Here is a 24,165-nt window from a genome sequence, read left to right as displayed (position 1 = left end):
CGACGAGCAGACGGCGCGATTTTTACAGCACACGACATGGCCGCGCGCGATACGTGCGCGCCAAGGTGTTGATGCCGGTGGGAAACAGCGACCAACGTGTCACGGTGGATTCGACCGGAATGCCGGAGCAGGCGAATCCGCCGAGGATGCAGAAAAATCCGCTGCGCGAAACCGCGCTTCTAGCGATGGGTCAGGGAAAGTGCATGGAATTTGACGACGGTGCCGGGGGCTGTCGTCGGTGTGCCCGAGCTGGCCGTTTGGTCGTAGTTGCCGGCCTTGAAATAGAAGTCCTCTCCCTCGAAGCTCGCATCCATCGTGAAGGATCGGGTGGTGTGATTGATCTTCACGCCTATCGTCGTGCCGGACAGACTCAGTTCATAGCTGAACGGCGTCCCGAGCGTGACGTCCGCGATCGGATAGGTTGTGGATTTCCCACCCTGGTTGGTTGCCTCGAGCAAGAGCTGCACGACGCCTTTCGATGTCACTTGTATTTCACACAGCGGCTTGCTGGGCCCGGAGCCCTGGAAAATCTGGCCGATCGTGGTGTGGTCGGGCACCTGGACCACGGAGACGGTTGCCTGCAGGAGATTCGTTCCGGCGGGGGGCCATGCCGTATTTTCACGCAGCTCGGTCCGGGGATGCTGCGATCCCGATGTGGTCCATCCGCGCCGAGGGTCCATCATGACCATCGCGCCGTCCGACTTGTCCGTGTAGAAGTAATACGGATTCGTATATCCCGCCGCGAGGCTATCCGCGTTCACGGTGTCGACGCTGCCCGATGCCCCGGTGGGGAGTTGGAGCGTGAAGGGCGCGAGGTTGAAATTCAATCCGGGCGGGTTCGCCGGGCTCAAGGCAGGAAGCGCCGCATCGATCGTCTGCCCGGCTTGCATCAAGGCGGCGGGAGAAACCGCATGGCCTGGGCTGTCCCCCCCGCACGCCGAGAGCATGCCTCCAAGCAGGGCGGCGACAAGGCAGGCTGCGATCGAATCTCTCATGGGGCCGTCTCTCGTTGTTTGAATTAATCTTGGATGGCGAATAGGTTACCTTTATTTTCAAATCGACGGTGAATAAAAATCACTATTTTATTTTATAAAATATTGTTAATTATTCTATTGTTGTATGATTCAATCGGATGATTTTATTGGCGAGTGCTTCCAATAAATTCATGGTGGCGAATGAATTTTTGGTGAACCTTGCAATCAGGATTGCAAGCGCAATGGCACGGGATGGATGGCTGATCGGCGAACTTCGTCGCGGCATGGCCGGATGTTTCGAATTGCATGATCGGCGCACGGCGCGACCCGCCATGTTCGAGCGACTTTTCTGTGCACCGGAGCCGTTGCGAGGCGCCGTTCGGTTTGTCGAGCCGTGTCACGAGGTGAGACCGTGGACCCATCCGGTTCAAGCGATCGTCATCGCGACCGTCCCGGTTGCGTTCATCACCAGTGTTCCCTGAGGGCGGCGGCGATCAACCTATATGCTCAAACACGACATTTTTATTGAGCGGAAACGCGACATCTGAGCCTGGGACCCATACTCAATGTCGAGGCCGGATTCAGATGTCGTAGCGCGGGCTCAATATAGATGCCGCATATTTCATCGGTCGCTCCATCATTTAGCGAAGCGCCGAGCTTGAAGGGGCAGGACGCTGACATTCGATCCATGCACCTTGCCAGGCCGTCGGCCCGCTTGATCGGCTTGAGGCGCGCCCCGTGGAGCCGCCGCTTCGATGCCCACTTCCGTGAAGGCACGCGGTGCCATGCTGCGCTTGGGTTGTTCGGACCCGATCCAGAGCGGATCACGATCGGCTGTCTTTCCTGGCACGGAAGCGTGGAATTCGGGGGCGAAGCACCAAGCCGTATCGCTGCTGGGTAAGCCTACACTCAGCAGGAAAGCCGCGGGAATCAAAACCATCCCTGCCATTACAGGGTCGACTCCGGTTATCTGATAATCCATGGAATTAATAAAGAATTTCATTTAAAGTTTGAAAATATTTCTTGATAAAAATAAATAATATTTATATATTGATACCGTCATCCGCTGATCGAATAAAAGCGGCTGCGTGCGACACGTCTCGACCTCGCCAAATCCAAGAGAGATCTGCGGGCCTCCGATGTGTCATGCATTTACGGGGAATCCGACATGACGTCCGCAACGCATAGCCAGTTCGACGGGCTGGCCGCTCTATACGAAAACATGGCAACGTGGCCATTTCGAAGAGATATTGAAATACCCAGCGTGCTGGAAGTAGTGGGAGACGTGGCGGGCAAGGATATTCTCGATTTCGGCTGTGGAGACGGTACCTACTCGCGCATCCTTAAGCAAAGAGGCGCGCGCAGGGTGACCGGATTCGATGAGGCCGAAGGCATGTTGCGGCATGCGTGCGATCGCGAGTCCGGCGAACACCTGGGCATCGATTTCGTGTCGCGGCTCGATCCGGATCTCGATCACCGGTTCGATCTCGTATTGGGCGTGTATGTGTTGCCCTATGCGGCGGACAAGTCGGCGCTCGAGCAAATGTGCGCGAGCATGAAGCGGCTGCTACGCCCCGGCGGCCGGCTTGTCACGCTTCCGATTCATCCCGAGTATGTCGCAGACCCTGCCTACTACGCGTGTTATGGCTTTTCGCTGACGCAGACCCCCGCGCACGAGGATGGCGGAGAAGTCCGGATCGAGCTGTTTCATTCGGGATACGGCGGTACCGTGACCGCATGGTATTGGTCCAAGGCGTCACTCGATGCGGCGTTACGGGCGGCCGGCTTTGAGCATATCGTCCATCGCAACCCTCTGCCGTCGGCGCTGACGCCCATCGAGCACGCACCCGAGACACTTCGCCCATATCTGTCGCGACCTCACGCCGTGATTCTGGATTGTCGGTAGACATCGCACATCGCGCGCCACCGACCCGCGTCACCGCCGCTTTTTTCCCAACGTCCCGGAGTTTTCCATGCGTTGTCACACACCGTCTGTCCGCTGAGCGGTACCGGGAAGAGGTTGGCGCGATGAGGAACGGCACAGCGGGCAAGGTCGTGCTGACCTGGCGCGCCTGAACGAGACGCAAGGGGGCGCAGGCTATGCAACTGTCGGTGGAAATCATCGAGTCGATTGAACGGATTGTGCCCGGCGCATACGAATCGTTCTTTCACGCCAGTGGCGCCTCTCTTTTTTACGATCCGCAGTTCCTGCGTGCGGCGGAACGTTCACCGCTGCTGCCGGCGCTCGGTACCTACTATGTTCTCGTTTTGCATGGGCGGCGGATCGTCGCGTTCATGCCCGTCTATCTGCAAAGGCTCATGGTCGTCGATCCCCTGGGTGTGCTGAGGCAGAACGCGGGACTCGTGGACGACGGCTGCGACCTTGCGCTGCTCAGTCATATCATGCACTGCTTCACGAGCACTATCCCGTCGATCGTCGGATCACCGCATGTATATCCGCTGATGTTCGATGCGCTTGCGGACCTCGCGCAATGCACTGGCGCCCGATACTACGGTTTGCTGAACGTTTGCGACGAAATGCTGCTTGCGGCTGCGATCGATCGCGGCATGCATGTGAACTACATGGTGGATCGCTTCTATACGGATCTCGACAGGTTCGGCGACTTCGACGATTTCGTCGAGCAACTACCGGCCGACGGCCGAAGGGAGATGAATCGCCAGCTTCGGAAATTCACCGCCAGCGGCGCCTGCTCGCAGATCATCGCGCCGCCGTTCGACGGCCGACTGCAACAGCTCGCCGCGCTGTGCCACGCGACCACGTCACGCCATGGGACGCCGCAATACTTCCCCACCGTTCCGTTAGCGGAGTTTTGCCGACTTTGCGGCAGCCTCGTGCGCCTGTGCACGATCGAAACCGGAGGGCGAGTCGTCGGCGGCCTCATATGTTTCGAGGGCCCCGATACGTTCTACACGTGGTCTGCTGGCGTCACGTACGACCAGACGGATTTCAGTCCCTACACGATCGCGTTCGCGGCGTCGTACCGGTATGCGTTCGAACGCAACCTGCGTCGCCTCGAAGGCGGCCGGCTCAACGCGAGAATCAAGACCCGGCTGGGGATGCGGCCGGGCCGGCTCTATGCCGTCACGAGCGACGACCTGAAACCCGCTGCCGCTCGCGTCGCCTCACTCAATCACATGGCAGTTTCGGAAACAACTGATTCTATCGACTCTTCGTTGCGAAAGGAGTAAGCCCAATGACTATGCTTAATACGGTTGCATTGGCGGACGATTTCCGCACATTCCCAGCAAGAGTCAAAGGCCGGGTGCGCTCGCGGCACCATCCCGAGTATGCGGGCTGGCACCGGCGCTCGACGTGGAATGGACGTTCGTTCGAGCGCTATCCCGAGTACATCGTGAAAGTGGAGTGCGAGGACGACATCGTTCAGGCGATTGACTTCGCGCACGCGCACGGGATGCGCATCAGCGTGCGGGGCGGCGGCCACAGCTACAGCGGCTGTTTTCTGCGCGAGGGCGGCATGCTTCTCGACCTCTCGGAGATGCAGGACATTCGCGTTGAGGTCGCCGCGCGCCGGGCGATCGTTCAACCTGGCGTGACGAGCCGCCAGTTGAGCGAAAGCCTCGCCGCGCATGATCTCGCCTTTCCGACTGGCCATGGAGGCGGCGTCGCGATCAGCGGGTTTCTGCTCGGCGGCGGACTTGGCATCAATTGCACTTCATGGGGTGGGATGAGCCTCTTCAACGTGCTGGCCATGGACGCCGTCACCGCCGACGGCCGGATCCGCCACCTCAGCGCCGACAGCGAGCCTGACCTTTTCTGGGCCGCCAGAGGCTGTGGCCCGACCGCGTTCTTCGTCGTCACCCGCTTCTACCTGGCTTGCGAGCCGCTGCCGCACGCGATGACGACCAACACGTATCGTGTGCCGTTCGGAAGACTCGCGGCGCTGTTGACGGAAATCGAACGCATCCGACCCGCCCCGGCCTTGCAGGTCATGCTCGCGGTGGTCCCATCGGCAAGCGTCACCGCAGCCGAATGCAGTCGCGAAGGCCTGCTCAGTACGATCGCGTTTGCCGACAATGCATCGCAGGCGAACGCATTGCACGCGGCGCTCGCCTCCAGGCTGCCCGACGGTTGGCTCACGCCGGTGGAAGAAGATCAGGCATCCAGCTTCGAAGCCATTTATAGGCAGACGGATGCCATGATGGCCGCGAAGCGCTTCCGGACCGACAACATTCTCACGGACAGGGCGGAAGACGCTGTTCGGATTCTCGCGTCGCATTTGCCTCGCCAACCGTCTCCGGCAAGCGTGCCGCTCTTCATCTGGCGTGGCATGCACGCGTTTGAGGACGCGGCCTATTCGGCGCACGGCAGGTTCTTCCTGTCGACTTACGCTCAATGGAACGACGCCGCCGACGACGAAGTCAACCGGGAGTGGCTCAAGTGCTTGTATGACGAGCTCGCGACAGTCGCGTCCGGATGCTATATCAACGAATTTGACATCGAGACGCGCGCACTGGACATCGCCCGCTGCTTCTCCGCGGAAAACTGGCGGCGGCTCGTGGAATTACGGCGGCGCTATGACCCGGACGGCGTCTTTCACGATGTCACCACATTGACGCCGCGCGTGTGACATACAACTCGGAAAGAGACCTGCATTTGCCGGAGCGTCACGTGCCGGTGCGTCGCGCATTGCGGTCGCGCCGCAGCGATCGTGCGGCCACAGCACGCGACCCGCTCCGACCCGCTCCGACTCGGACGCGTCCTCGATGCCGATCGCTCTTTGATGAGGCACGCGAAGCTCGATGCGGCGGAGCGGTCGATCGATCCGGCCCGGGTCAAGCGGCTCGATCTGTTCGGGAAGGCGGGGGCCGCGATGGACGGCGCACGCCGAGCACAATTGACGTTGCGGGCCGGTGACGGAGGCGGAGATCCGGCCGTTCGTCGACTTCGCGCAAGCGCTCCGGCCGAAGCCGGCCAACCTCGGTAACGCAAGGGCTGAGCGGAGACAAGCTCAAGGCCATGTCGCGGGTCTACGACAGGGCGCCGCGCAAGGAAATTCCGGACAAGGGGGCGTCGTTTCGCGACACGCGGTTGTTGTTGCGTTGCTCGCCGGCGTCCCCCAATCGGCCAGGGCCTGTCCGCCACGCAATCATGAGCCGACTCGCGCGGGTTGCATGCGTCAGGACGCTTGCGGACGGCAGGTCAGCGCGCGCGGTCAAACGCCGCCGGACATCGATCGCGCCGACGCATGGCCGCCCGTTCGGCTGGTTGGAACGCGCCCGCCGCCTGCTTTCCGGACCGGGTCCGCCATCGCCGCCCATTGAAGAAAAGACGATCGCGAAAGTATGCCGGCGGATCACCTATGGATGAATCGCGGTGTTTTTCCTACCATGACTTCGCCGAAACGACACGTATCGAAGGAAGCCGCCGCACATTTCGGCGAGGAGGGGTCTGGGGAGCAACGGAACAGGGAAGTCAGTTAAGCCCGGCGAACGTACCCGAAGTACTTCATAGATCGCTCCCCCCGGTCAATGGGCGCAGCTCTCCACGCGCGATGGACTTCGGCACCGAGAACGAATCGGGAGCGCGACTTGCGTTTGAGCGGTCCCGGTGTCGGGCTGTCGGCGCACTTGTCGTCGCCTCGTGCGGGCCCCGCGCTAGTCGCTGACGATCGCGATCGCGCCCAGCACGACGAACAGCGTGCCGGCGAGAAACTGGCCGATCCGTAGCGCGTGGCCGCCCGGCGACACGCGGGCGCGCAACGGATGGGCGAGCAGGATGCAGAACACGTCGGCGGCGGAAAACAGCAGGTTCGCGCAAGCGCCGAGCAGGAACAGTTGCCAGCCGAGCCCGATCGACGCGTCCGGATCGGTGAATTGCAGCAGGAACGAAAAATAGAACAGCGCCGATTTCGGATTCGACGCCTCGATGAACGCGCTCGACGACACGACGTTGCGCGGCACGTCGATCGCCGCGTCCTGCCCGACGGGCGCGCGGATGCGCTGGATACCGAGCCAGACCAGATAGGCGCCGCCGACCACCTTAAGCACGTGATACAGCATCGGCGACGTCTTCAGCACCGCGACCGCACCGAGCGCGACGATGCAGATCTGGAAGAAGGCGCCGAGATGAATGCCGAGCGCGGACAGGAAGCCGGCCCGCCGCCCGTGCTGCAGCGTCAACGATACGGTCTGCAGCAGCGCGGGCCCCGGGATGAAACCGAAGCCGATGCAGGTCAGGCCGAAGAACAGCGCTTGCTCGGGCGACATCAGAGATCGTCTCCGATCACGATGCCGAGCCGGCCGCATTCGCCGCGCACCCGATCGCGCGCGATGGCAAGCCGCTCCTTCGACAGCTCGGGCATGAACACGCCGATATAGTCGTCGATGGCGGCCTCGCGATCGAAGATATCGACGTTCCGGTAGCGATCGGCCACGTCCTGCCGCCGTGCGCGACTTCCGATCGCGAGACCCAGTCGGGCCGACATCGTTTCAGCCTCGTCTGGATCGGTCAGATAGCGAAATTCCTTCGAGCCCGGTTCCGGCGACAGCAATTCGATGTCGGCGCTGATGATCACATCCCGCCCGACCTTGAGGAATGCGATGTAGGTCTCGATGTTTTCCTCCAGCAACGCCTCGTTCATTCCCAGATGCCCCAGCACGAATCCCGCCTTGATCGCCACGCCATGCGTGCGCGCATTGTGCAGCGCCCGCAAATTGGCGTCGGCCATCCGCTTCGCGGCCGCCACCGGATCCTTGTTGCGCAGTGGCTTGTTGAGCGCCTGCAGCGAACGCGCGGCGCCCGCGTCGACGCCCACGAACAGAATGCGGAAGCCGATCCCGCGCATTGCTTTCAGTACCTGCTCCTTCTCCATGCCGTCCGCGCGCGCGTAGCCGACCAGGACCGGGCGCGCGTCCGCCGGTAACGCGCGCCACCACGACGGCGTCGACTCCGCCATGTCGAGCATCAGCCGCGCGAACGTGAGCGGCAGTTCGTCGGCCGTTACGTACAGGTAATCGTAGCCCGCCTCCCACGCGCTGCGGATGACGGACCACGCGTGATCCGCCGGCAGTTCGTTCTTCCACATGCTGCCATACTGGATCGAGCAGAACGAACAGGCATCGTCGCCGCTGAACTTGATGCAACCGCGCCCGATTTCGACCGGCACGCCCTTGCGTACCTGCCGCCCGGTCAATGCCAGGATCCGCCGGCCCAGGCGCCGGGTGAAATTCTCGGTGTAGACGGCGGTATGCGGCAAAGTCCGGTCGATCAGGCTGTAGTCGATGACGCGGTTCACCGCCTCACGAATCGTCGGATCAGCGACGATTCGCCCGGATTCCAGACGAACCGACCCGGGATAAACGCTGGCGGCTCGCGCGTGCTGCCGATCCCTCAGGAAATCGACCAGACCGCCATACACTTCGTTGCCGACGAATCCGCAGTCGATCAGTTCGCCGTGGCGATCGAGGATCTCGCGGCTCAATGCCGTGAAGTGATCGTTGCCGACCACGATCGCGATATGCGGATCGATGGATTTGACCGCGTGAGCGATCCGGATAGCGGCTTCGTAATTCGCCGTGATCGCACTGAGGCAGACGGCAAGGGTGCGGCTGGCCCGCTCGCGGACCGCCGTGAGGATACGGTCGAGCGGATGAATCACGCCATCGACATAATGGCCCTCAAAGCCCGGCAGCGCGTCGACATGGGAAGCCAGCGATAGGATGCCGAGATGCGGGAAATTGGCCCAGTCGGTATGTTGAATGCCCTTCGATACGACGATATTGTTCGCTTCGCCCGCGCCGTCCGCATCCAGATCGTTGCTGTTCGGCGGATTGATGAAAAATACGATGGCCCTCGGCTCACTCATGGCGCAGTTCTCTCGATATTGTGGATCTTGTCTGGAAACTACTACAACCGGCCAGCCCATGCCTCCGCGGGCAGACGGAACCCTCGGGTGACGACCTTACCGCTTTTCTCGTACGCACGGAAGGGCCCGCGACGGCATCCGGCAACGGATGCCGTCCGCCGATATCCGATGCCCGGACCTGGCGTCGACAGGCATGCTGCGCGACGCGCCGCAGACGACATGATAGGCTTGCGGGCGCCAGATCCAGTCAAGGGCTGTTGTCTGGTGATCGATATGGATTATTGTTTAGGAATATGAAATGTTTATGTTTTTGCCGTTCTTACTGGCGCTTGCCACGATGGGACAAGTCGCTCGCGGAAAATATACGTCGAGTCTCGTTCTGTTTCTCGTCACCCTGGTCGTGACCCTGGCTTCGTTCGAGCATCATGCAACTGATGCGCTCCAACTGACCTTCTAGTCGCGGGAACAGCGCATGAATGCAACTATCAATCAGCAGGCGGCGCAGCCCGCGTGGAGCAGCCGGAATCTGAACAGCCTCGCGCTGTTGGGCGTTTGCCTGGCGTTGGGCATTGCCTTTTACTACCAACTCGCTTTCGGCGAATTGCCCTGTCCGCTTTGTCTGTTGCAAAGGGCGGGTTTGATTCTCATCGGGATTGGCTTGGCGTTGAACGTGCGGTTCGGCGTACGCGGCCTGCATTACGGCGCGGTGCTCGTCGCAGCCGTGGCGACGGGCGCGATCGCGGTTCGTCAGGTTCTGCTGCACATCGTTCCCGGCACCGGCGCGTATGGGTCATCCTTGCTCGGCCTCCATTTCTATACCTGGGCCGCCATCGCCTCGATCGTGGTCGTGGTGTTCGTCGCGCTCATGCTGCTCTTGCCGGGTGACGAGCGTTCCGGATCGCCATCCAACGATATCAATACGATGGGCAAGATAGCCATTGCGCTCTTTCTCGTGATGATCGCGGCGAACCTGGCGTCGACCCTGCTCGAATGCGGATTCGGCCAATGCGCCGACGATCCCGTGGTCTATCAGTGGTTGAGCCATACCTGACGCGAGCGCGTGATCTGTCCAGGCCGACGCCTTCCTGGAGTAGATCGGAATCCTGGAGGTTGGCGCGACTGTGTTGAGTCGGCGCTTCACCTCAAGGGGTGGGGCGCCCTCAGCATCGAGGTCGGATGATGGACGGAAGTAAGGTTCGTCGCGGAAGACCGCGGCGGCGGCTTTCGGTGCAGTGGGCAATCTGACGCCGGCAGCAATGCGATCGGGATGCTGGATGGGCCACCGGGTTGACCGAGTGGCATGGCCGTCGGAGGCACGCCGAGCCTTGTCGCTGTATCGGATACCGGTTGGCGGCGCGCCGCGCTGCCGGGTTGCCCGTCCTCGCCGGTGCGCTGCGTCGATTTGTCCGTCGCGGACGCCGACCTTCATGCTTTCCCTTGCCGTCGCGCCTACGCGCTCAGTCGAGGGGCCGCGACGTCCCCGAGCCATTTCGCGGACGTCTCTTCTGTCCCGGAGAGACGCGCGACGCGCGCGGCCGCACGCGCCGGCGGCGAGGCCCGTCAAATCGGCACGGATGGCGCACGCCGAGGCTCAGAGGAAATCCCTGATCAGTATCGTCATCCACCGCCAGGCGCCTCCGCAGCCGGCGGCCCGGCAGCGCGCATCGGGATCCGCCAGCAAGCGGCGCTTGGCATCGCTCACCGGGCTGGCGTTGCGCAGGTAGTACGCCGCGCTGTCCTGCAAGGGATCGAGGCCGTCCTCGGGGATATCCATCCACAGGCCGTTTTCCGTATTCAGGCGGGCCGACAGCGGATCGAAATTGAAGCTGCCGAGATAATACCGATGGTCGTCGATGCGGATCAGCTTGGCGTGCATCATGCGGTTCTCCCGGTCGTTGTACTCGCGCACCTCGATCCCGGCATCGACCAAGCCGGACAGGTCGTCGGCATAGGCGCGGCCGACCGCGGGAAATTCCTGCGTGATGCTCGCCAGCGAGGCGCTCACCAGGATCACGCGGACGCCTTCGCGCTGCTTGCGCTCAAGCGTCTCGCGCAGTTCCGGCACCAGGATCAGGTAGGGGGTGATGACCAGGATCTCGCGTTGTGCCGTATCGAACGCGGACAGCATGTCCTGCAACGTGCCGGGCGAGCGCTTGTCGGGCTCGTCGTGGACATAGCGCAGGCGCTCGCAGGCGATCGGCATCCAGCCAGGATCGACATCCGCACCGGAAGCGGGCGCGGCGTCGGGATCGGCAGGCCTGTCGGAGGCGGTCGGCGTATCGGCCGCGGCCGGGTTCGCCGCCGGGGCCGTACCGTCGGGCGGAGCCAGCAGCCACTTGCGCCAATAGCGGATGCGCGCCGGGTCAAGCGTGGCATAACCCCGCGAGAGGCCATAGGGACTTTCGATGCCGAGGAATTTTTCCGGCTCGGGGTGCACTGCTGCCGGGCTGTCCCAGAACAGGTCGAAATGCCGGTGCATGGCGTGCAGGGCGGAAGCGTCTTGGCCGGCGTCGCCCGACACCATCAGATCGCGCTCGCTGAGCCAGTTGCGAAAGCTTGGATCCCAGATCGAGGTGCTGCCGATCACGGCCGTGTCGCCGACCAGGAACAGCTTGTCGTGCATGCGATGCGCGATCCCGATGAGATGGGATCGTGGGTGGAAGATTCGCAGTTCGATGCCGGGCGCCACCTCGTGCAGCGCGACGATGAGCTCATCCTCGAGGGGAAAGTGCGGCTCGGGGCCGATGCCGTCGATCAGCAGCTTGACCGGCACGCCGCGGCGCGCGGCCCCGGCCAGATGACGCAGCAGCAGGCCGCCGGTCTGATCGATTTCGAAGATGTAGGCGAGGACGCGGATCTGCTCGGCGGGCGTGGCATGGTCGACCAGTGCGATCCGCGACTGCATCAGCTGGCCGTCGTCGAGATTGGCGACCAGGTCGACGCATTGCGCGTGGCCCTGCAGGGAAAGGGCAAGCATGCATGCCGGGATGAGCGCCAGGCTTCTTCTTGTGGCGGTCATGATGCGGTGAATGGGTTCAAGATGTCTCGGGCCCTGCGTTCTCAAATGTCTGGAATGGCGGAAATCAAATACCTTACGAGTACCTTGTGTTCAGGCACGGCCGAGGCATCGTGTCCGGCTGCGATGCGTATTTCACCAGGCCGCCCCTATGCCGCGCACAGGGGGAAGGCATTTGCGTCAAGGATATCTTCATTGGCGAGTGGGGCGGAAATCCGGCGTTCCGGCGTTCCGGGGCACCGGTGAGCCGCCGGAGACGGCTGAAGCGTGGCGCAAGCGGGCACGCGTGTCGAGTCCCGGCTGCTCCGGGCGTTGCCGACTGAGGCAGGCATGATGCGAATTGAGCTGCCTGGCAATTTGTGCGAATCTGTCTCGCCGACCTCGGCGTTCATCCTTTCCTACTGGCCCGTTTTGTGAGACAAGCATGGTCTTCGATCGAGGTGCGCGTCCGAAGCGGACCGCTTTCGTTTTTGCAGGCGGGGGCAGCCTCGGTGCGATCGAGGTGGGCATGCTGCGCGAACTGCTCAATTACGGTGAACGGCCCGACTTCGTGGTCGGCGCGTCCGCCGGCGCGATCAACGCCGCCTATTTCGCCGGACAGCCCGACCGCGACGGCGTCGCGAATCTCGAAGCACTGTGGTGCAACATCCGCCGGCGCGACATCATGCCGTTTTCCATGCTCGGCCTGTTGAGGACCATTCTTCAGAATCGCGCACACCTCGTCGAAACGACTGCGCTGCGAATGCTGCTGGAAAGGCATCTGCGGTATCAGTACGTGGAGCGCGCGTCGCTGCCGCTGCACGTCGTCGCGACCGATATGCTCAGCGGCAGCGAAATCGTGCTGTCGTCGGGCCTCGTCGTCGACGCCGTACTCGCCAGCGCGGCCATCCCGGGCGTATTTCCGCCGGTACGGATCGACGATCGGCTGATGGTTGACGGCGGCGTTGCAAACAATACGCCGATTTCGATTGCCGTCGCACAGGGCGCGACGCGTATCGTCGTGCTGCCGGCGGGCTTTGCATGCGCGTTGCATAAGCCGCCGGCGAGCGCAATCGCCCAGGCGATGCATGCGCTTACCCTCGTGATCGCACGCCAGCTCGTGCGCGATTTGGCGTTCTACGAGACGCGCGCCGATATCTTCGTGGTGCCTCCCTTGTGTCCGCTCGACGTTTCGCCGTACGACTACACCCGGTGCAGGGCGCTGATCGAACTGGCGGCCGAGCGGACCCGTGCGTGGCTCGGCGATGGCGGTTTCGAACGGACCTGCATTCCGGGCGCGCTGCACGAGCATACGCACTCGGTTGAACGGTGACGTTGGTGCTTAGAGCCTGACCGACGCCTCGCGCCCGAGGATGGGGTCATGCCGATTGAACACGATCCGGCGATCTATGACGACAGGGGCGCCTTGTGACGGCTTCGACCGCGGATGCCGACGATCCACTTCGTGCCGTCAGCCGAGATGCGCTTGCCGGAGCCTCGAAACCTCGGCGGCGCAAATCGGTTGTAGGCGCTGATGACTTTCACGATCGCTTTGTCGAGGCACGCCTCGGTCACGTATTTCAAATTCAGCCACGCGACTTGCTTTCGGCTGAGATTCTTGACTGACCGCGCCGTCTGCGTTGGCCCGAGATTGCAGCCGCAGCAGAACAGCGTCGTGATGAAGCGTTTGCGCGGCTCGTCGAGCTTCGCCTCGAATCCGGAAGCCAGTGTGCCGGTAAGCAAGGCGTCGATATGATCGTCAAGGCGTTGTCGCGGGAAATCTTGGCACGCGGCTGCATCACGACACGCGTGTTGCTGCCGGAACAGGATTTGACGACCGGTACGCTGACGCTCTCACTGATTCCGGGTGTGATTCGGCAGGTCCGTTTCGCCGACGAGAAATTGCGCGGCACGTGGAAGACCGCTTTCCCGGCCGGTGACGGCGAAGTGCTGAACCTGTGTGACCTTGAATCGGCCAAACGGGTCAAGCGATCTACGCCGGGCTGGACGATGGACGGGTATGGGGGCCGCAGCCGGTCGTGCTTGTCGGCAGGCAACTCGCGGGTGCGGTGATAGGTGTCAGGGGCAGTGTCGCAACGCGCTTCGGCGGGTACGGCTACGACCGGTTTGTCGGCACGCCGGTGTACAAGCCATCCGGTTTCCCAACGGCCCGGGCCACGCTCGGTTTCCAGGTGACGGCGCAGTTTTGATGAAGAAACAACTGAACTGCTCGGTGCGTCGTGGCCCCGACGAGGCTGGCGAGGATCGGGAACTGACCGCGTTTCCGACCGCGCAGATCGCCTTGGTCTTGTCCGCGGCACGCCGTTTTGGCGTACCGGCGGCGGATACAGGCAGGGAATTGGCTGAATTATCCTAATCCGGCGCGCTAAGATCGCCGTGGCATGCGTCGTATCCCGACGGTATGACGCGTGCCGACCGTTCTTCCAGGGAGCCCCCTCATGACATCACGCTTCCAGCGCCGGCGCGGCGCGCCCGTCGTCGCCGCCTCATTCCCGCCGTCTCGTGCATGCGCGTTCGTTTGCGCCGCCATGCTGCTGACGGCCGCCGCGACCACCGCGCACGCGCAGCGAAACGCCGCGGTCGCGCACCCGCTGCCCACGACGACGGGCGAATTGCGCGTCGGCGTCCAGGTCGACGTCGGCAGCTTCACCATGGACGACGCCACGCGCATTCGCGAAACCGGTTTCGAGTTCGTGCGGTTGGGCGTGTGGGCCGACAGCCTCGGATCGCGCAAGTATCAACAACAGCTCGAGACCGCGTTCGCCCAGGCGAAAGCCGCGAGCCTCGGGGTATTGATGACGGTCCGGTCGTTGAACCCGTTCGGCACGCTGCCGGTCGATCCGTCCCTGCGCGCCGCCGTGCTCGAAAGCGCCGGCGCGACCTTCGGGCGCGCGGTCGCGGGGCTGGTCCAGGCGCATGCGGGCCAACTGCTCGCGGTCGAGATCTGGAACGAGCCGGACCTCGCGAAGTACTGGCCGCCCGGCGACGTGGAGGCGACCTTGCCGCCTTACATGCAGGCCGCCTGCGCGCAGTGGACGACGCTCGGCCGGCAGGTGCCGGTGCTCGGGCTGGGCTTCGCGCGGCCGCCGTCGAAAGGCTCGCTGCCCGACGCGCTGCTCGCGCAGGTCGTGCAGCGCGCACCCGGCTGCCTGGGCGGCGTGTCGTATCACGCCTATGGGATGACGGGCCCGCAGATATCCGCGGTCAGCGCGGACCTCCACGAGCGCTACCGGTTGCCCGCCGTCATCACCGAGTGGGGGGTGCCGTCGATTCCGGCCACGGGCGGCGACGCGGGTCAGGCCGCGCAGGTCGCGGCGTTCCTGTCGGCCGTGCGCGGCACCGGCGCGCCGCTCGTATCGATCTACGAATGGAAGGATTCGCCGAACGGCATCGACCTCGCCCAGCGCAACTATGGGCTCGTGACGGTCGGCGGGATGGCGAAGGCGGCGCTCGGCGCGGCCGGCGCGGAACTGCCGCGCGTCGAGGATCCGGTCGACCCGCCGCCGCAGTCATCGGGCGGCCCCGCGCCATCCCACCCCTGACCCGGATGCCGCGCTCGACGGCCGCGCGCGGGGCACCAGCAAGGTCATCGACAGCAGCGCGACGCTGGACAGATGCCGCATGTAGCTGCCGAGATCCGGCTCGAACAGCATCGACACCGCGACGTGCCCGATCACGAGACTGGCAAGCACGATGTCCGACGGTCGCCCCACCGTGTCGCGCGTCCGGCGCAGCGCCCGCAGCGCGGGCGCGACGGCGAGCGCGACGAACGCCTGCATCGCGACTTCCTTTGGCCCCGGCGAAAACAGCGGCGCGAGATTGAGCTTGCCGATCGCATACAGATAGTCGACGACGAATCCGTGGAACGACGACGGATCGACCGGATTGTAGAAGCTCGTGCGCGCGCCGAACGGCGACGCGTACACCAGGTAGTCGACCGCCATGTCGCGCGGATGCAGCAGCGCGTAGTAGACCCAGCCTGGCAGCAACGCGAAGCCCGACGCGGCGGCCGCGCCCAGCACCAGCCGGCCGCGCGTCGACAGGGCGTAGAACGCCACGCATCCGAGCGCGATGACGGCGATCAGGGCGAAGTAGCTGCGGATGAACCCCGCGTACAGGCCGTAGAGCCCGAGCGCGGCGACGAGCGTGCCGCGTACCCCGTGACGGCGCGCGGCTGCCGCGACGAGCAACGAGATCAGCACGACGAGCGTGTCCTTGCTGGCCACGAACAGATTGAAGAACACACAGGGCGCGGACAGCACGAACGCCGCTGCCATCAGCCCGAAGCGATTCGCCGGACCCAGCATCGCCCAGATGAACCACGCGCCGATGCCCGCGATCAACAGGTCGACGCCGCCGCCGAACCATCCATAGAGCTTGCCGACGGCGTCGAACGAGGTGTCGGCGAAGGTGTCCGCGCCACCCATCTGCGCCTGGATCTTCTCGGCGTCGCGAAAGATGAACTCAGGCAGCAGCGCGCCTGCGTTGCGATACAGCACCAGATAGCCGAACACATAAGCGGCCGCGACGGCGCGTACCACACCGCGGCTGAGTCGCCGTCCCCTCGGTGGGTGGTCATAGCGCATGGCGCTTCACTTCCCGCGACGGCGTGAAGCGTCCGGTTCGGCCGCCCGCGTCCGCCCGGACGAGCAGCCCGCCGAAGCCCGCGGCGAGCAGCACGCTGACGAGCAGGTGGCCGCAGGCCGCGCCGAGTACGCCGTGCGCGCGGATCGCATAGCCGATGACGGGCAGGCTGCCTGCCGTGAACAGCGCCGTGGCAAGCGCGAACGCGCGGCCTGCCCGCAGTGCGATCGCGGCGGCCCACAGCAGGTCGATCGCGCCGCGCAGCACGAACGACAGCAGCAGGATCGCGAGCAACAGCGTGCCGGCCGCGTCGAGCGGTTCGCGCGCCATCCGGAACAGCGGCTCGCGCACCGCGAGAATCGCGGCCGACAGCAGCAGCGTCGCGCCGAGCGACGCGAGCAGCGCACGCCGCAACGTGGGCGCGAACGCGTGCGGCTCGGTCGCGGCGGCACGGGTGAGCGCGGGGCCGGCCGTCGACACGATCGCCGCGAAGGCGATCGTCTGAATCGCGTTCGCGATCGACCACGCGAACACGTAGCGCCCGAGCGCATCCGCGTCGACGAGCCGCGAGGCGATCAGCCGCTCCGCGTATTGCAGGCCGGCGAGCAGCGCCGCGCCGACATAGAACGACAGGCCGTCTCGCCAGAGCGCAAGCGTGCCGGCGGCGCTGTCCACGCGGGTGGCCGCCGAGCAGGCGTCGGCCGCCGACGTGGCGAGCACGCGCCACGCCCAGCCGATCACGGTCACGTTGACCGCGACCCAAAGCCATAAAACAGTATCAAGCCGAACGATCGCGCCCGACGCGAGGCCGGCGATCGCGAGCGCCGGCCACGCGCCGGTGCGCGCGAACAGCATCAGCGACGCCGTCCGGGCGCGATGCAGCGAGAACACATATGTGTTGCACTCGAATGCATAGTGCTCGGCGATCGCGACCGCGACGATCGTGAGCCCGATGGCGGCGCGCGGCCCGTGTGCGGCCGAAAGCAGGTTCGTGTGCATCAGCAGCAGCGCGCCGGCGCCGAGCAGCAGATACGCCAGCGCATAGACGAAGCCGACCGAGCGCGCGTCACGGATCGCCTGGCGCGGCGCGGGCAGCGCGAGCCGACGGTTCAGTTCCGCGCTGAAGCCGAGGCCGAGCACTTTCGAGGTGATCACCGAGACCGCGATCGCGATCCCGTAGTCGGCGACCGCCGCGAAGCCGAGTACGCGCGCGATCACGATCGTCAGCGCGAATTTCGCGCCGAGCGCGGCGATCCGCAACGCGATGCGCATCAACATGGCGCGGTCTCCAACGGCATCGCCGCGTCGCGCAGGGCCGCGACGAGACGCGCGCGTTCGACCCGCAGCGCATCGGCTCGGCTCGTCGCCGCCTCCCAGAAGCGTAAGGCGGCGCGCGGCGCGTACAGATGGTCGGCGACGGCATCGGCGTCGAAATCGGCCGCGTTGACGACCCAATCGTCGAGACCCAGATCCGCGTAAGCGCCGAATCCTTTGCGTTCGTAGCTGAGATGGAAGGCCGGCACGCCGGCGAGGATCGATTCGAGCGCGCCGTGAAGTCGCACGGAGACGACGAAATCGGGCGGGTCGTCGGCGAGCACCTGGCGCAGGGACGGCAACGGGCGGGCGACGCCGAGCCGGCGGTAGAACGCCGCGTCGTCGTTGCCGCGCCCCGTGCTTTGCACCGCGAGCGTGATCCGGCTGCGGGACTCGAGCCGCGCGATCAGGCGATCGAGCGCGCGCCGGTAGCGGGTGCGCTGCGCTCGGCTCCAGCGCGGCGCGTCGCGCAGGACCAATGCGATGTGACGCACCGGCGCGACGGCGCCCGGCGCATCGGCGCCCGGCGCATCGGCGCCCGGCACATCGGCGCCCGGCGCGACGGCCGGGCCCGGCAGCCGCATGCCGAACGCGAGCACCGCGAGGTCGGGGGCGCGGCGCGTGTTCCGATTGCCGCCCAACATCGCGAGCGAGCGGTCGTCGCGCACGAACACGACAGCGCACGCGTCGAGCAGCGAGGTGACGTGCTTCCGCCACGCGCGCGACATGAACGGCAGGCCGGCGCGCGCGGGACCGATGCTTTGCGGCAGATAGACCGCGGGCTTGCCCGACGCCCGCGCGGCGCGCAGCTGCAACAGATGGCCGGCTTCGAGCCGCAGCGCTTCGGTGAGCGTGCGAGCGCGCAGGTAGCCGCCGCCGACGCCGACGATCAGATCGGCATCGGCGAGCACCGGCGCGAGCGCGGCGGGCCCGCGCGACGACAGCCAGGCGCGCGCCACGGCCGCGAGGCGGCGCGCGACGCCGTGCTGCGCGAGCACGGGCGCGCCGAGCGGGTCGCCGGCGTCGGCGAACGAGTCGGGATCGGCGGCGACGATGGTGGTGCGCACGCCGTCGCCGAATGCCTCGCGCAGCAGTTCGACGGACAGATCGACGAGCAGTCCGTCGCCTGAGTTGCGACGGCTGTACGCGTGCAGCAGGACGACATGGAAAGGGCGTGTCATGAGCGGGTTCCGAAGACAGTTTCGTGATAGACGTTCAGCGTGCGGCGCACCATGCGCGCCGCGCTGAACCGTTCGATCGCGCGGTCGCAGTTGGCGCTGAGGCGAGCGAGCGCGCGCCGGTCGTCGTACAGCGTCCCGATCGCGGCGGCGAGCGGCTCGGCCGTCTCCTCGTTCGCGACGACGACGCCGATCCGCTCGGCCGCGACCAGTTCCTCGGCGCCCGCGACGCGGGTGGTGACGATCGGCAGGCGCGCGGCCATCGCTTCCAGATACACATACGGGAAGCCCTCGTAGCGGCTCGGCAGCACGAACAGGTCGAACGCGTTGAAGTAGCGGCGCGCGTCGGCGATCTCGCCGAGCGGCCGCACGTTGGGCGGATACGCACCGCGCGGACGGGCGGCGCTTTCCTCCAGGTCGCCGCTGCCGATCACGGCGATCTCGATCGCCTTGCCGTAGCGCTCGGCGAGCCGGTCGGCCGCGCTCATCAGGCGATCGAGACCCTTCTGGAACGAGAAGCGCCCGACGAAGCCGACCGTGAAGCCTTCCGGCGCGAGGCCAAGCGCTTCGCGCGCGGCGGCGCGCGGCAGGCGCGGGAAATCGGGCACGCCGTTGTGGATCACGGTCGTGAGGCCGAGCGGCAATTTGAGCGCGTGACGCGCGTGATGCGCCTCGTCGATCGATACGGCGATCAGTCGATCCGTCAGCCACTTGCCGAGCAGGCGCTCGATCGCGCCGTAGAACAGGCGCTGCGCGCGTGTCAGATGCGGGTTCAGCGTATAGAGTGCATGCGGCGTATAGACATGCCGCCACGATCCGCGGCATGCGCGGGCGAGCGCGCCCGCCTTCGAGCTGTGACTGTGCACGACGTCCGGCGCGATGCGCGCCAGATGCCGGAACAAGTGCGCGAACGCGCGAGTGTCCCGCCACGACACCGCGCGCCCCATCGGCACGCGTGCGAACGACGCGCAGCGGCTGACCGTGCGTTGCGTGAGGATCTGCGCATCGAAGCGATTGCCGGCTGGCGCGATCAAGTGGATCTCGACGCCGGCGTCGGCGAGCCCGTCGATCAGGTCGGCGACATGGACGCCGACACCGCCGCCCGCCGCCTCGACGACAAGCGCGACGCTCAGCGGGCGTCGCGCGTTCGCCGCGTCGCGCGGGCCGGGTCGTGGAACGGGCGTCGCAACGGCGACGTGCTGCGAGGTTTCTTTCTGCGACGTGGTCATGGTCTTCTCCATCGAGCGGCGGCTTGCAATACGCGCCGTACCCACCCGGGATGGGGCAGCGCGCCGTAGTCGTATTGGGTGTAGCGGTAGCCCTCGTATTTGCCGCCGTAGCCGCCCAGGCGCGGTGCGAATCCGTTGAGCACCGCGCCGGCGGACGTGACGCCGCCGCGGCGCAACCGCTTCAGCGATTCGCGCAGATCGCCGATGCGGGTCTGTCCCGCGCGGACGATCATCAGCACGATGGGCGCGTGGCGGCCGATCACGGTCGCGTCCGCCGCGGCGAGCACGGGCGGCGCGTCGATCAGCACGTAGTCGTAGCGGGCGCGCAGCGTATCGAGCAGCGGGCCGAGATGCGGGCCGAACAACAGCGCATCGGGATTCGCGGGCAGCGCGCCGGTCGTCAGCAGGTCGACGTGCGGGGCCACCTCGGGGCGCAGCGCGGCGTCGACCGGCATCGCGCCGTCGAGCACCTCCGCGAGGCCGGGCTGGCGCGCCAGACCAAAATACTGATTCAGATGGCCGCGCCGCAGGTCGGCGTCGACCACGGCGACGCGATGGCCGCTGCCGCCGAGCACGGCGGCGAGATTGGCGATCACGAACGACTTGCCCGCGCCCGGCTCGGCGCTCGTGATGAGCAGCGTACTGTTGCTCGCGCCCGACTGGCCGAAGCGCAGCGCGGTGCGCAGGCTGCGCAGGCTCTCGACCGCCGGATCGCCGGGCGCGTTGACGGCGAGCAGATGCTGGCCGCCCGCGAGCGCGGTGATGTGGCGATGGAGCGCGCGCTGCGCGGCGGCGGCGGGCACCACGGCGTAGACGTCGAGCGGCAGCGCGCGCTCGATCTCGTCCGGGCTCGCGACGCCGCCGAACAGCAGGTCGCGGGCGAATGCGAACGCGATGCCGAGCACGCAGCCGGCGAGCGTCCCGCCCAGTATCAGAACGAGTTTGTTCGGCTTGACGGGATCGTCGGGCACCACCGGAAAATCGACGATCCGCACGTTGCCGACTTGCCCTGCCTTGACGAGTTGCAGCTGCTGCACATTGTTGAGCAACGCCGTGTAGAGGTCGGTGTGAACGCGCACGTCGAGCGTGAGACGCGCGACGTCCTGCTGAAGATCCGGCATGCGCTTGATCTGGCGCTCGATGTCCGCCTGCGCCGCGCGCAGCGCGCCGATCTGGCGATCGAGCGCGACCAGGCTCGGGTGGCGCTGATTGAAACGCGTCGTCAGTTCGTCGCGCTTCTGTTGCAGCAGCAGAAGCTGCGTGCGCGTCTGCGCGTCCTGCTGCAGGCTGAGACGGGCTTCCTCGGGCAGGTCGATGGTGCCGTTCTGGTTGCGCATCGCTGTGAAGCGCGCCTCGGCGTCCTGCAACTGCCGTTTCATCGTCGGCAGCTGCCGTTCGAGGAAGGCCAGCGATTGCGCGGCGTCGGCGGACTTGCGCGCGACGTTCTGCGCCGCGTACTGGCGGCCGATTTCACTGAGCAGGCGTTCGACGCGGCCGGGATCGTCGCCCGTCAGCGTCGCGATCACGACGCCCGACTGCTTGACGCGTTCCTGGACGGTCAAGGCGTCCTGCACATCGCCGATGATCTGGCTGCGCGACTGGCGCACCAGCGCGAAGCGCGTGCCGGGCGGCGCCTGGAACCCGGCGACGTCGAGCGTGAGCGGGCCGTACGCCGACGCGATGGTCGCCGGCGCGCCGACGCGGCCTTGCACCGGCGCGTCGACGCCGGGGCCGCTCAGCAGCCAGACGCCCGGGAGCGGCGTCGTCAGCGTGAAGCGCTCGCCTTCCAGCGCGGCGGGCACGTCGAAGCGCGCGATGTCCGCGCTTTCGGCGCCCCACGCATAGCCCCCGAAGCCGGCGAGCCAGGCGGGCGGCACGCCGCCGATCAGCCGCGACAGCGGCGCGCCGATCAACGGCAAGCGCTTGGGCCGTGCGTCGACGAAGTAGCGGACGCGATCGACCGAACGGGTCACGACAAGCCGCGATGCGACGATCTGCGCTTCCGCGGCGGCGGACGATTTCACGTCGAAGAGCGCCGAGACGTCCGCGACCAGATTGTTGGCGGCCGCGCCTTCGGGGGCACTCTCGACCTGGATCATCATGTCGGCCTGATAGCGGGGCGGCAGCAAAACCGCGCCGAGCGCGCCGAACAGCAGGCCGGCGAGGGTGGCCGCGACGATCCAGCGGTGCTGGGCGATCAGGATGTCCAGCACGCCGACGAGATCGAGTTCGTCGCGGAGATCGTCGGGAAAATCTGCAGCAGTGGACATGGCGATAATCAGTGGGTGGGTCGTCGCGGGCGGCGGAACGGAAGACGGGGTTTCAAGGCCCGGACAGGGCGGCGGCCGCGTCGATCCGATCGCGCCAGTGCGTGACGCAGCGCTCGAGGTGATCCAGGCACGCGGCGAATGTCTCGGGCGGGCCGCCGTATGGATCGGCGACATCGGGTGGGCCGACGCCGGGCCCGGCGAGATTGAACACGCGGCCGCGCGTGAACGGGTAACGCGCCTCGAGGCGGCGGCGCTGCGCGGTTTCCATCACGAGGATCAGGTCGGCCCGTGCGCAGGCGAGGGCGGTCAGCGCTTGCGCGCGGTGCACGGACAGATCGAGCCCGCGAAGGCGGGCCGCATCGCACGCGCCTTGCGCCGCGGGGGCGCCGCCCCGCGCGGCGATGCCGGCCGAGCGGATCGTCACGTGCGGCAGCGCGCGCCGCAGCAGCGCCTCCGCGAGCGGGCTGCGGCAGAGGTTCGCGTGGCAGACGACCAGGATCGAACCGATCACCACCAGCCTCCCTTCGCGGCATTCTGCACGTTGTAGGCCGCCGTCGTGCCACCGAGAAGCTGCGCGATCACGCGGTTCCAGCGCACGATGCCGGGCGCGTCGACGTAGACGACATCGTCGGGTCGCAGTTCGATCTGCTGGGCGAGCGCGAAGCCCTGCGGCGATTTCGCGTTCAGGTGGTACACCTGGGCATCGATCGGGCGGCTGAGCGCGAGCGGATCGCGGCGCACGTCGCGCAGTTCCCGGACATTCTCGGGCGGGCGCACCAGATAGATCTGTGACGGATCGCTCGTCTCCTGGCTCGGTTGCGCCATGCCAAGCGCTTGCGACAGCGTGAGGCGGCCATCGGAGCGGAACTTGACCGCGCCGGGACGCTGCACCTCGCCGAGCACGAACACGTTGAAGTCGCTCTGCGGCGGCACGCGCAGCACGTCGCCGTCGACGAGCGGGACGCGGCTCGCGTCCAGTCCGCGCGACGTGTACTCCGGCAGGCAGACGCCGTAGCGTCGGCCGGCGCGCAGCAGCGTCATGCGGCTCGCGTCGCCCGTGCTGAGCACGCCGTCCGCCTCGTGCAGCGCCTGCGCGAGCGTCATCGGCACGTCGGTGATCGGTTTCACGCCGGGCGAATGCACTTCGCCGTTCACGTACACCTTCTTGCTGCGGTAGCCGATCACGCGCAGCGAGATCTGCGGATCGTGGATGTACGGCTCGAGCGCGGCCTCGAGCCGCTGCTGCGCCTCGATCTCGGTCATGCCGCCGACCCGGAAGCGCTTCACGTACGGAAACTGCAGCAGGCCGTCCTCGCTGACGACGTAGCCCGGCAGCCGCTGGCTCGCGAGGCCGACGCTCTGCGGCTGCGCGCCGCCCGTCGAGCCGATGTCGTAGGTGAGATTCGGCATCACCAGTTCGGGGTGGTCCCAGACGATGACGGAAATCACGTCGGCCGGGCCGATCCGGTAAGGCTCGCCCATGCCCGCGAGCGCATCGGTCTCGCAACGTTTCGCGAGTGCCTGTTCGTTGAGCGCGTCGAGTTGCGCGATATTCGACGGAGCGAGTTCGGTGACCGCGATCGGCGGCCCGGCCAGCGCGCGCGCGTCGAACTTCATGCCGGGTGCGAGCACACAGCCGGACAGTCCGCACAGCAACGACAGAAGGGCGCACCCGCGTGCAAGCCCAGGAAGTGGAAACAGCATCGTCGATTCGAATGAGAGTGGGAAAGACTGCCGCGCCGCCCCGCCCGGG

22 protein-coding genes and 2 pseudogenes are annotated in these 24,165 nt (G+C 65.9%); 11 read left to right on the top strand and 13 right to left on the bottom strand.

From position 1 onward, the window contains the following. Window positions 1–179: 179 nt before the first annotated feature. On the bottom strand, window positions 180–995 hold the full coding sequence (locus AC1RQF_RS13805; RefSeq protein WP_273995435.1) for a polysaccharide lyase family 7 protein: 816 nt from the start codon (window positions 993–995) through the stop codon (window positions 180–182). 137 nt (window positions 996–1,132) lie between these two features. Between AC1RQF_RS13805 and AC1RQF_RS13800 the strand changes: the two genes are divergently transcribed. After that, window positions 1,133–1,456, top strand: coding sequence for a hypothetical protein (locus AC1RQF_RS13800; protein ID WP_492872260.1), 324 nt, complete (start codon window positions 1,133–1,135; stop codon window positions 1,454–1,456). 155 nt (window positions 1,457–1,611) lie between these two features. Here the strand turns inward: AC1RQF_RS13800 and AC1RQF_RS13795 are convergent, their stop codons facing one another. Then, window positions 1,612–1,977, bottom strand: a complete 366-nt coding sequence (locus tag AC1RQF_RS13795) for a hypothetical protein (protein ID WP_492872259.1) — start codon at window positions 1,975–1,977, stop codon at window positions 1,612–1,614. A gap of 165 nt (window positions 1,978–2,142) precedes the next feature. Between AC1RQF_RS13795 and AC1RQF_RS13790 the strand changes: the two genes are divergently transcribed. The 3 genes from AC1RQF_RS13790 to AC1RQF_RS13780 all read left to right on the top strand — a co-directional run bounded on the left by AC1RQF_RS13790 (window position 2,143) and on the right by AC1RQF_RS13780 (window position 5,584). Then, window positions 2,143–2,880, top strand: a complete 738-nt coding sequence (locus AC1RQF_RS13790) for a class I SAM-dependent methyltransferase (RefSeq protein WP_492872258.1) — start codon at window positions 2,143–2,145, stop codon at window positions 2,878–2,880. Window positions 2,881–3,074: 194 nt separating this feature from the next. Continuing rightward, window positions 3,075–4,184 carry a GNAT family N-acetyltransferase gene (locus tag AC1RQF_RS13785; protein WP_492872257.1) on the top strand — a complete coding sequence of 370 codons (1,110 nt, stop codon included), beginning with the start codon at window positions 3,075–3,077 and terminating at the stop codon, window positions 4,182–4,184. A 5-nt stretch (window positions 4,185–4,189) separates the two neighbouring features. Then, window positions 4,190–5,584: an FAD-binding oxidoreductase gene (locus AC1RQF_RS13780; protein ID WP_492872256.1), complete on the top strand. Its 1,395-nt coding sequence runs from the start codon at window positions 4,190–4,192 to the stop codon at window positions 5,582–5,584. 1,027 nt (window positions 5,585–6,611) lie between these two features. Here the strand turns inward: AC1RQF_RS13780 and AC1RQF_RS13775 are convergent. Then, complete coding sequence (locus tag AC1RQF_RS13775; RefSeq protein ID WP_273995441.1) at window positions 6,612–7,223, bottom strand: LysE family translocator; 612 nt, start codon at window positions 7,221–7,223, stop codon at window positions 6,612–6,614. Beyond that, the gene (locus AC1RQF_RS13770; RefSeq protein ID WP_273995442.1) at window positions 7,223–8,821 is read right to left on the bottom strand and encodes a B12-binding domain-containing radical SAM protein; all 1,599 of its coding nucleotides are present in this window, start codon (window positions 8,819–8,821) and stop codon (window positions 7,223–7,225) included. Before AC1RQF_RS13770 ends, AC1RQF_RS13775 begins: the two co-directional genes overlap by 1 nt. A gap of 298 nt (window positions 8,822–9,119) precedes the next feature. Between AC1RQF_RS13770 and AC1RQF_RS13765 the strand changes: the two genes are divergently transcribed. Beyond that, window positions 9,120–9,278, top strand: coding sequence for a DUF5993 family protein (locus tag AC1RQF_RS13765; RefSeq protein ID WP_273995443.1), 159 nt, complete (start codon window positions 9,120–9,122; stop codon window positions 9,276–9,278). A 15-nt stretch (window positions 9,279–9,293) separates the two neighbouring features. Then, complete coding sequence (locus tag AC1RQF_RS13760; RefSeq protein WP_492872255.1) at window positions 9,294–9,872, top strand: disulfide bond formation protein B; 579 nt, start codon at window positions 9,294–9,296, stop codon at window positions 9,870–9,872. Between the two features lie 540 nt (window positions 9,873–10,412). Here the strand turns inward: AC1RQF_RS13760 and AC1RQF_RS13755 are convergent. Beyond that, entirely contained in the window at window positions 10,413–11,840 is a 1,428-nt protein-coding gene (locus tag AC1RQF_RS13755) for a phospholipase D-like domain-containing protein (protein ID WP_492872254.1), read from the bottom strand. A gap of 421 nt (window positions 11,841–12,261) precedes the next feature. On the opposite strand from AC1RQF_RS13755, the gene AC1RQF_RS13750 reads away from it, so the two are divergent. Beyond that, window positions 12,262–13,149 (top strand): patatin-like phospholipase family protein, encoded by an 888-nt coding sequence (locus AC1RQF_RS13750; RefSeq protein WP_273995446.1) that lies wholly within the window; start codon window positions 12,262–12,264, stop codon window positions 13,147–13,149. Window positions 13,150–13,268: 119 nt separating this feature from the next. Here AC1RQF_RS13750 and AC1RQF_RS13745 read toward each other — a convergent pair. Continuing rightward, a pseudogene (locus AC1RQF_RS13745) lies at window positions 13,269–13,502 on the bottom strand (Tn3 family transposase); the annotation flags it as partial. A 66-nt stretch (window positions 13,503–13,568) separates the two neighbouring features. On the opposite strand from AC1RQF_RS13745, the gene AC1RQF_RS13740 reads away from it, so the two are divergent. The 4 genes and pseudogenes from AC1RQF_RS13740 (at window position 13,569) to AC1RQF_RS13725 (ending at window position 15,379) form a co-directional block, all read left to right on the top strand. Continuing rightward, window positions 13,569–13,889 (top strand): POTRA domain-containing protein, encoded by a 321-nt coding sequence (locus tag AC1RQF_RS13740; protein ID WP_492872253.1) that lies wholly within the window; start codon window positions 13,569–13,571, stop codon window positions 13,887–13,889. After that, a pseudogene (locus AC1RQF_RS13735) lies at window positions 13,787–14,026 on the top strand (ShlB/FhaC/HecB family hemolysin secretion/activation protein); the annotation flags it as partial. The gene AC1RQF_RS13740 and the pseudogene AC1RQF_RS13735, both read left to right, overlap by 103 nt. Further along, entirely contained in the window at window positions 14,026–14,193 is a 168-nt protein-coding gene (locus AC1RQF_RS13730; RefSeq protein ID WP_492872252.1) for a hypothetical protein, read from the top strand. The pseudogene AC1RQF_RS13735 and the gene AC1RQF_RS13730, both read left to right, overlap by 1 nt. 82 nt (window positions 14,194–14,275) lie before the next feature. Then, window positions 14,276–15,379: a hypothetical protein gene (locus AC1RQF_RS13725; RefSeq protein WP_273995448.1), complete on the top strand. Its 1,104-nt coding sequence runs from the start codon at window positions 14,276–14,278 to the stop codon at window positions 15,377–15,379. Here the strand turns inward: AC1RQF_RS13725 and AC1RQF_RS13720 are convergent. From AC1RQF_RS13720 to AC1RQF_RS13690, 7 genes are read right to left on the bottom strand one after another with little or no spacing between them, the layout of a single operon-like run. Continuing rightward, window positions 15,347–16,378 carry a hypothetical protein gene (locus AC1RQF_RS13720; RefSeq protein ID WP_273995449.1) on the bottom strand — a complete coding sequence of 344 codons (1,032 nt, stop codon included), beginning with the start codon at window positions 16,376–16,378 and terminating at the stop codon, window positions 15,347–15,349. The genes AC1RQF_RS13725 and AC1RQF_RS13720 overlap by 33 nt on opposite strands. Before the next feature lie 34 nt (window positions 16,379–16,412). Continuing rightward, window positions 16,413–17,699 carry a lipopolysaccharide biosynthesis protein gene (locus AC1RQF_RS13715; protein ID WP_273995450.1) on the bottom strand — a complete coding sequence of 429 codons (1,287 nt, stop codon included), beginning with the start codon at window positions 17,697–17,699 and terminating at the stop codon, window positions 16,413–16,415. Beyond that, window positions 17,693–18,916, bottom strand: a complete 1,224-nt coding sequence (locus tag AC1RQF_RS13710; protein WP_492872251.1) for a polysaccharide pyruvyl transferase family protein — start codon at window positions 18,914–18,916, stop codon at window positions 17,693–17,695. The genes AC1RQF_RS13715 and AC1RQF_RS13710 overlap by 7 nt, the downstream gene beginning before the upstream one ends. After that, window positions 18,913–20,142, bottom strand: a complete 1,230-nt coding sequence (locus tag AC1RQF_RS13705; RefSeq protein WP_273995452.1) for a glycosyltransferase — start codon at window positions 20,140–20,142, stop codon at window positions 18,913–18,915. The genes AC1RQF_RS13710 and AC1RQF_RS13705 overlap by 4 nt, the downstream gene beginning before the upstream one ends. Further along, entirely contained in the window at window positions 20,139–22,412 is a 2,274-nt protein-coding gene (locus AC1RQF_RS13700) for a polysaccharide biosynthesis tyrosine autokinase (protein WP_273995453.1), read from the bottom strand. The genes AC1RQF_RS13705 and AC1RQF_RS13700 overlap by 4 nt, the downstream gene beginning before the upstream one ends. A 52-nt stretch (window positions 22,413–22,464) precedes the next feature. Next, on the bottom strand, window positions 22,465–22,923 hold the full coding sequence (locus tag AC1RQF_RS13695; protein WP_492872250.1) for an arsenate reductase/protein-tyrosine-phosphatase family protein: 459 nt from the start codon (window positions 22,921–22,923) through the stop codon (window positions 22,465–22,467). Continuing rightward, window positions 22,920–24,029 (bottom strand): polysaccharide biosynthesis/export family protein, encoded by a 1,110-nt coding sequence (locus tag AC1RQF_RS13690; protein WP_273995455.1) that lies wholly within the window; start codon window positions 24,027–24,029, stop codon window positions 22,920–22,922. Before AC1RQF_RS13690 ends, AC1RQF_RS13695 begins: the two co-directional genes overlap by 4 nt. Window positions 24,030–24,165 lie beyond the last annotated feature (136 nt).

Source organism: Burkholderia sp. GW821-FHT14F03 (genome assembly GCF_058803765.1).
Note: the sequence above shows the minus strand (reverse complement) of the source record. Positions and strands in the feature narration are given on the sequence as shown.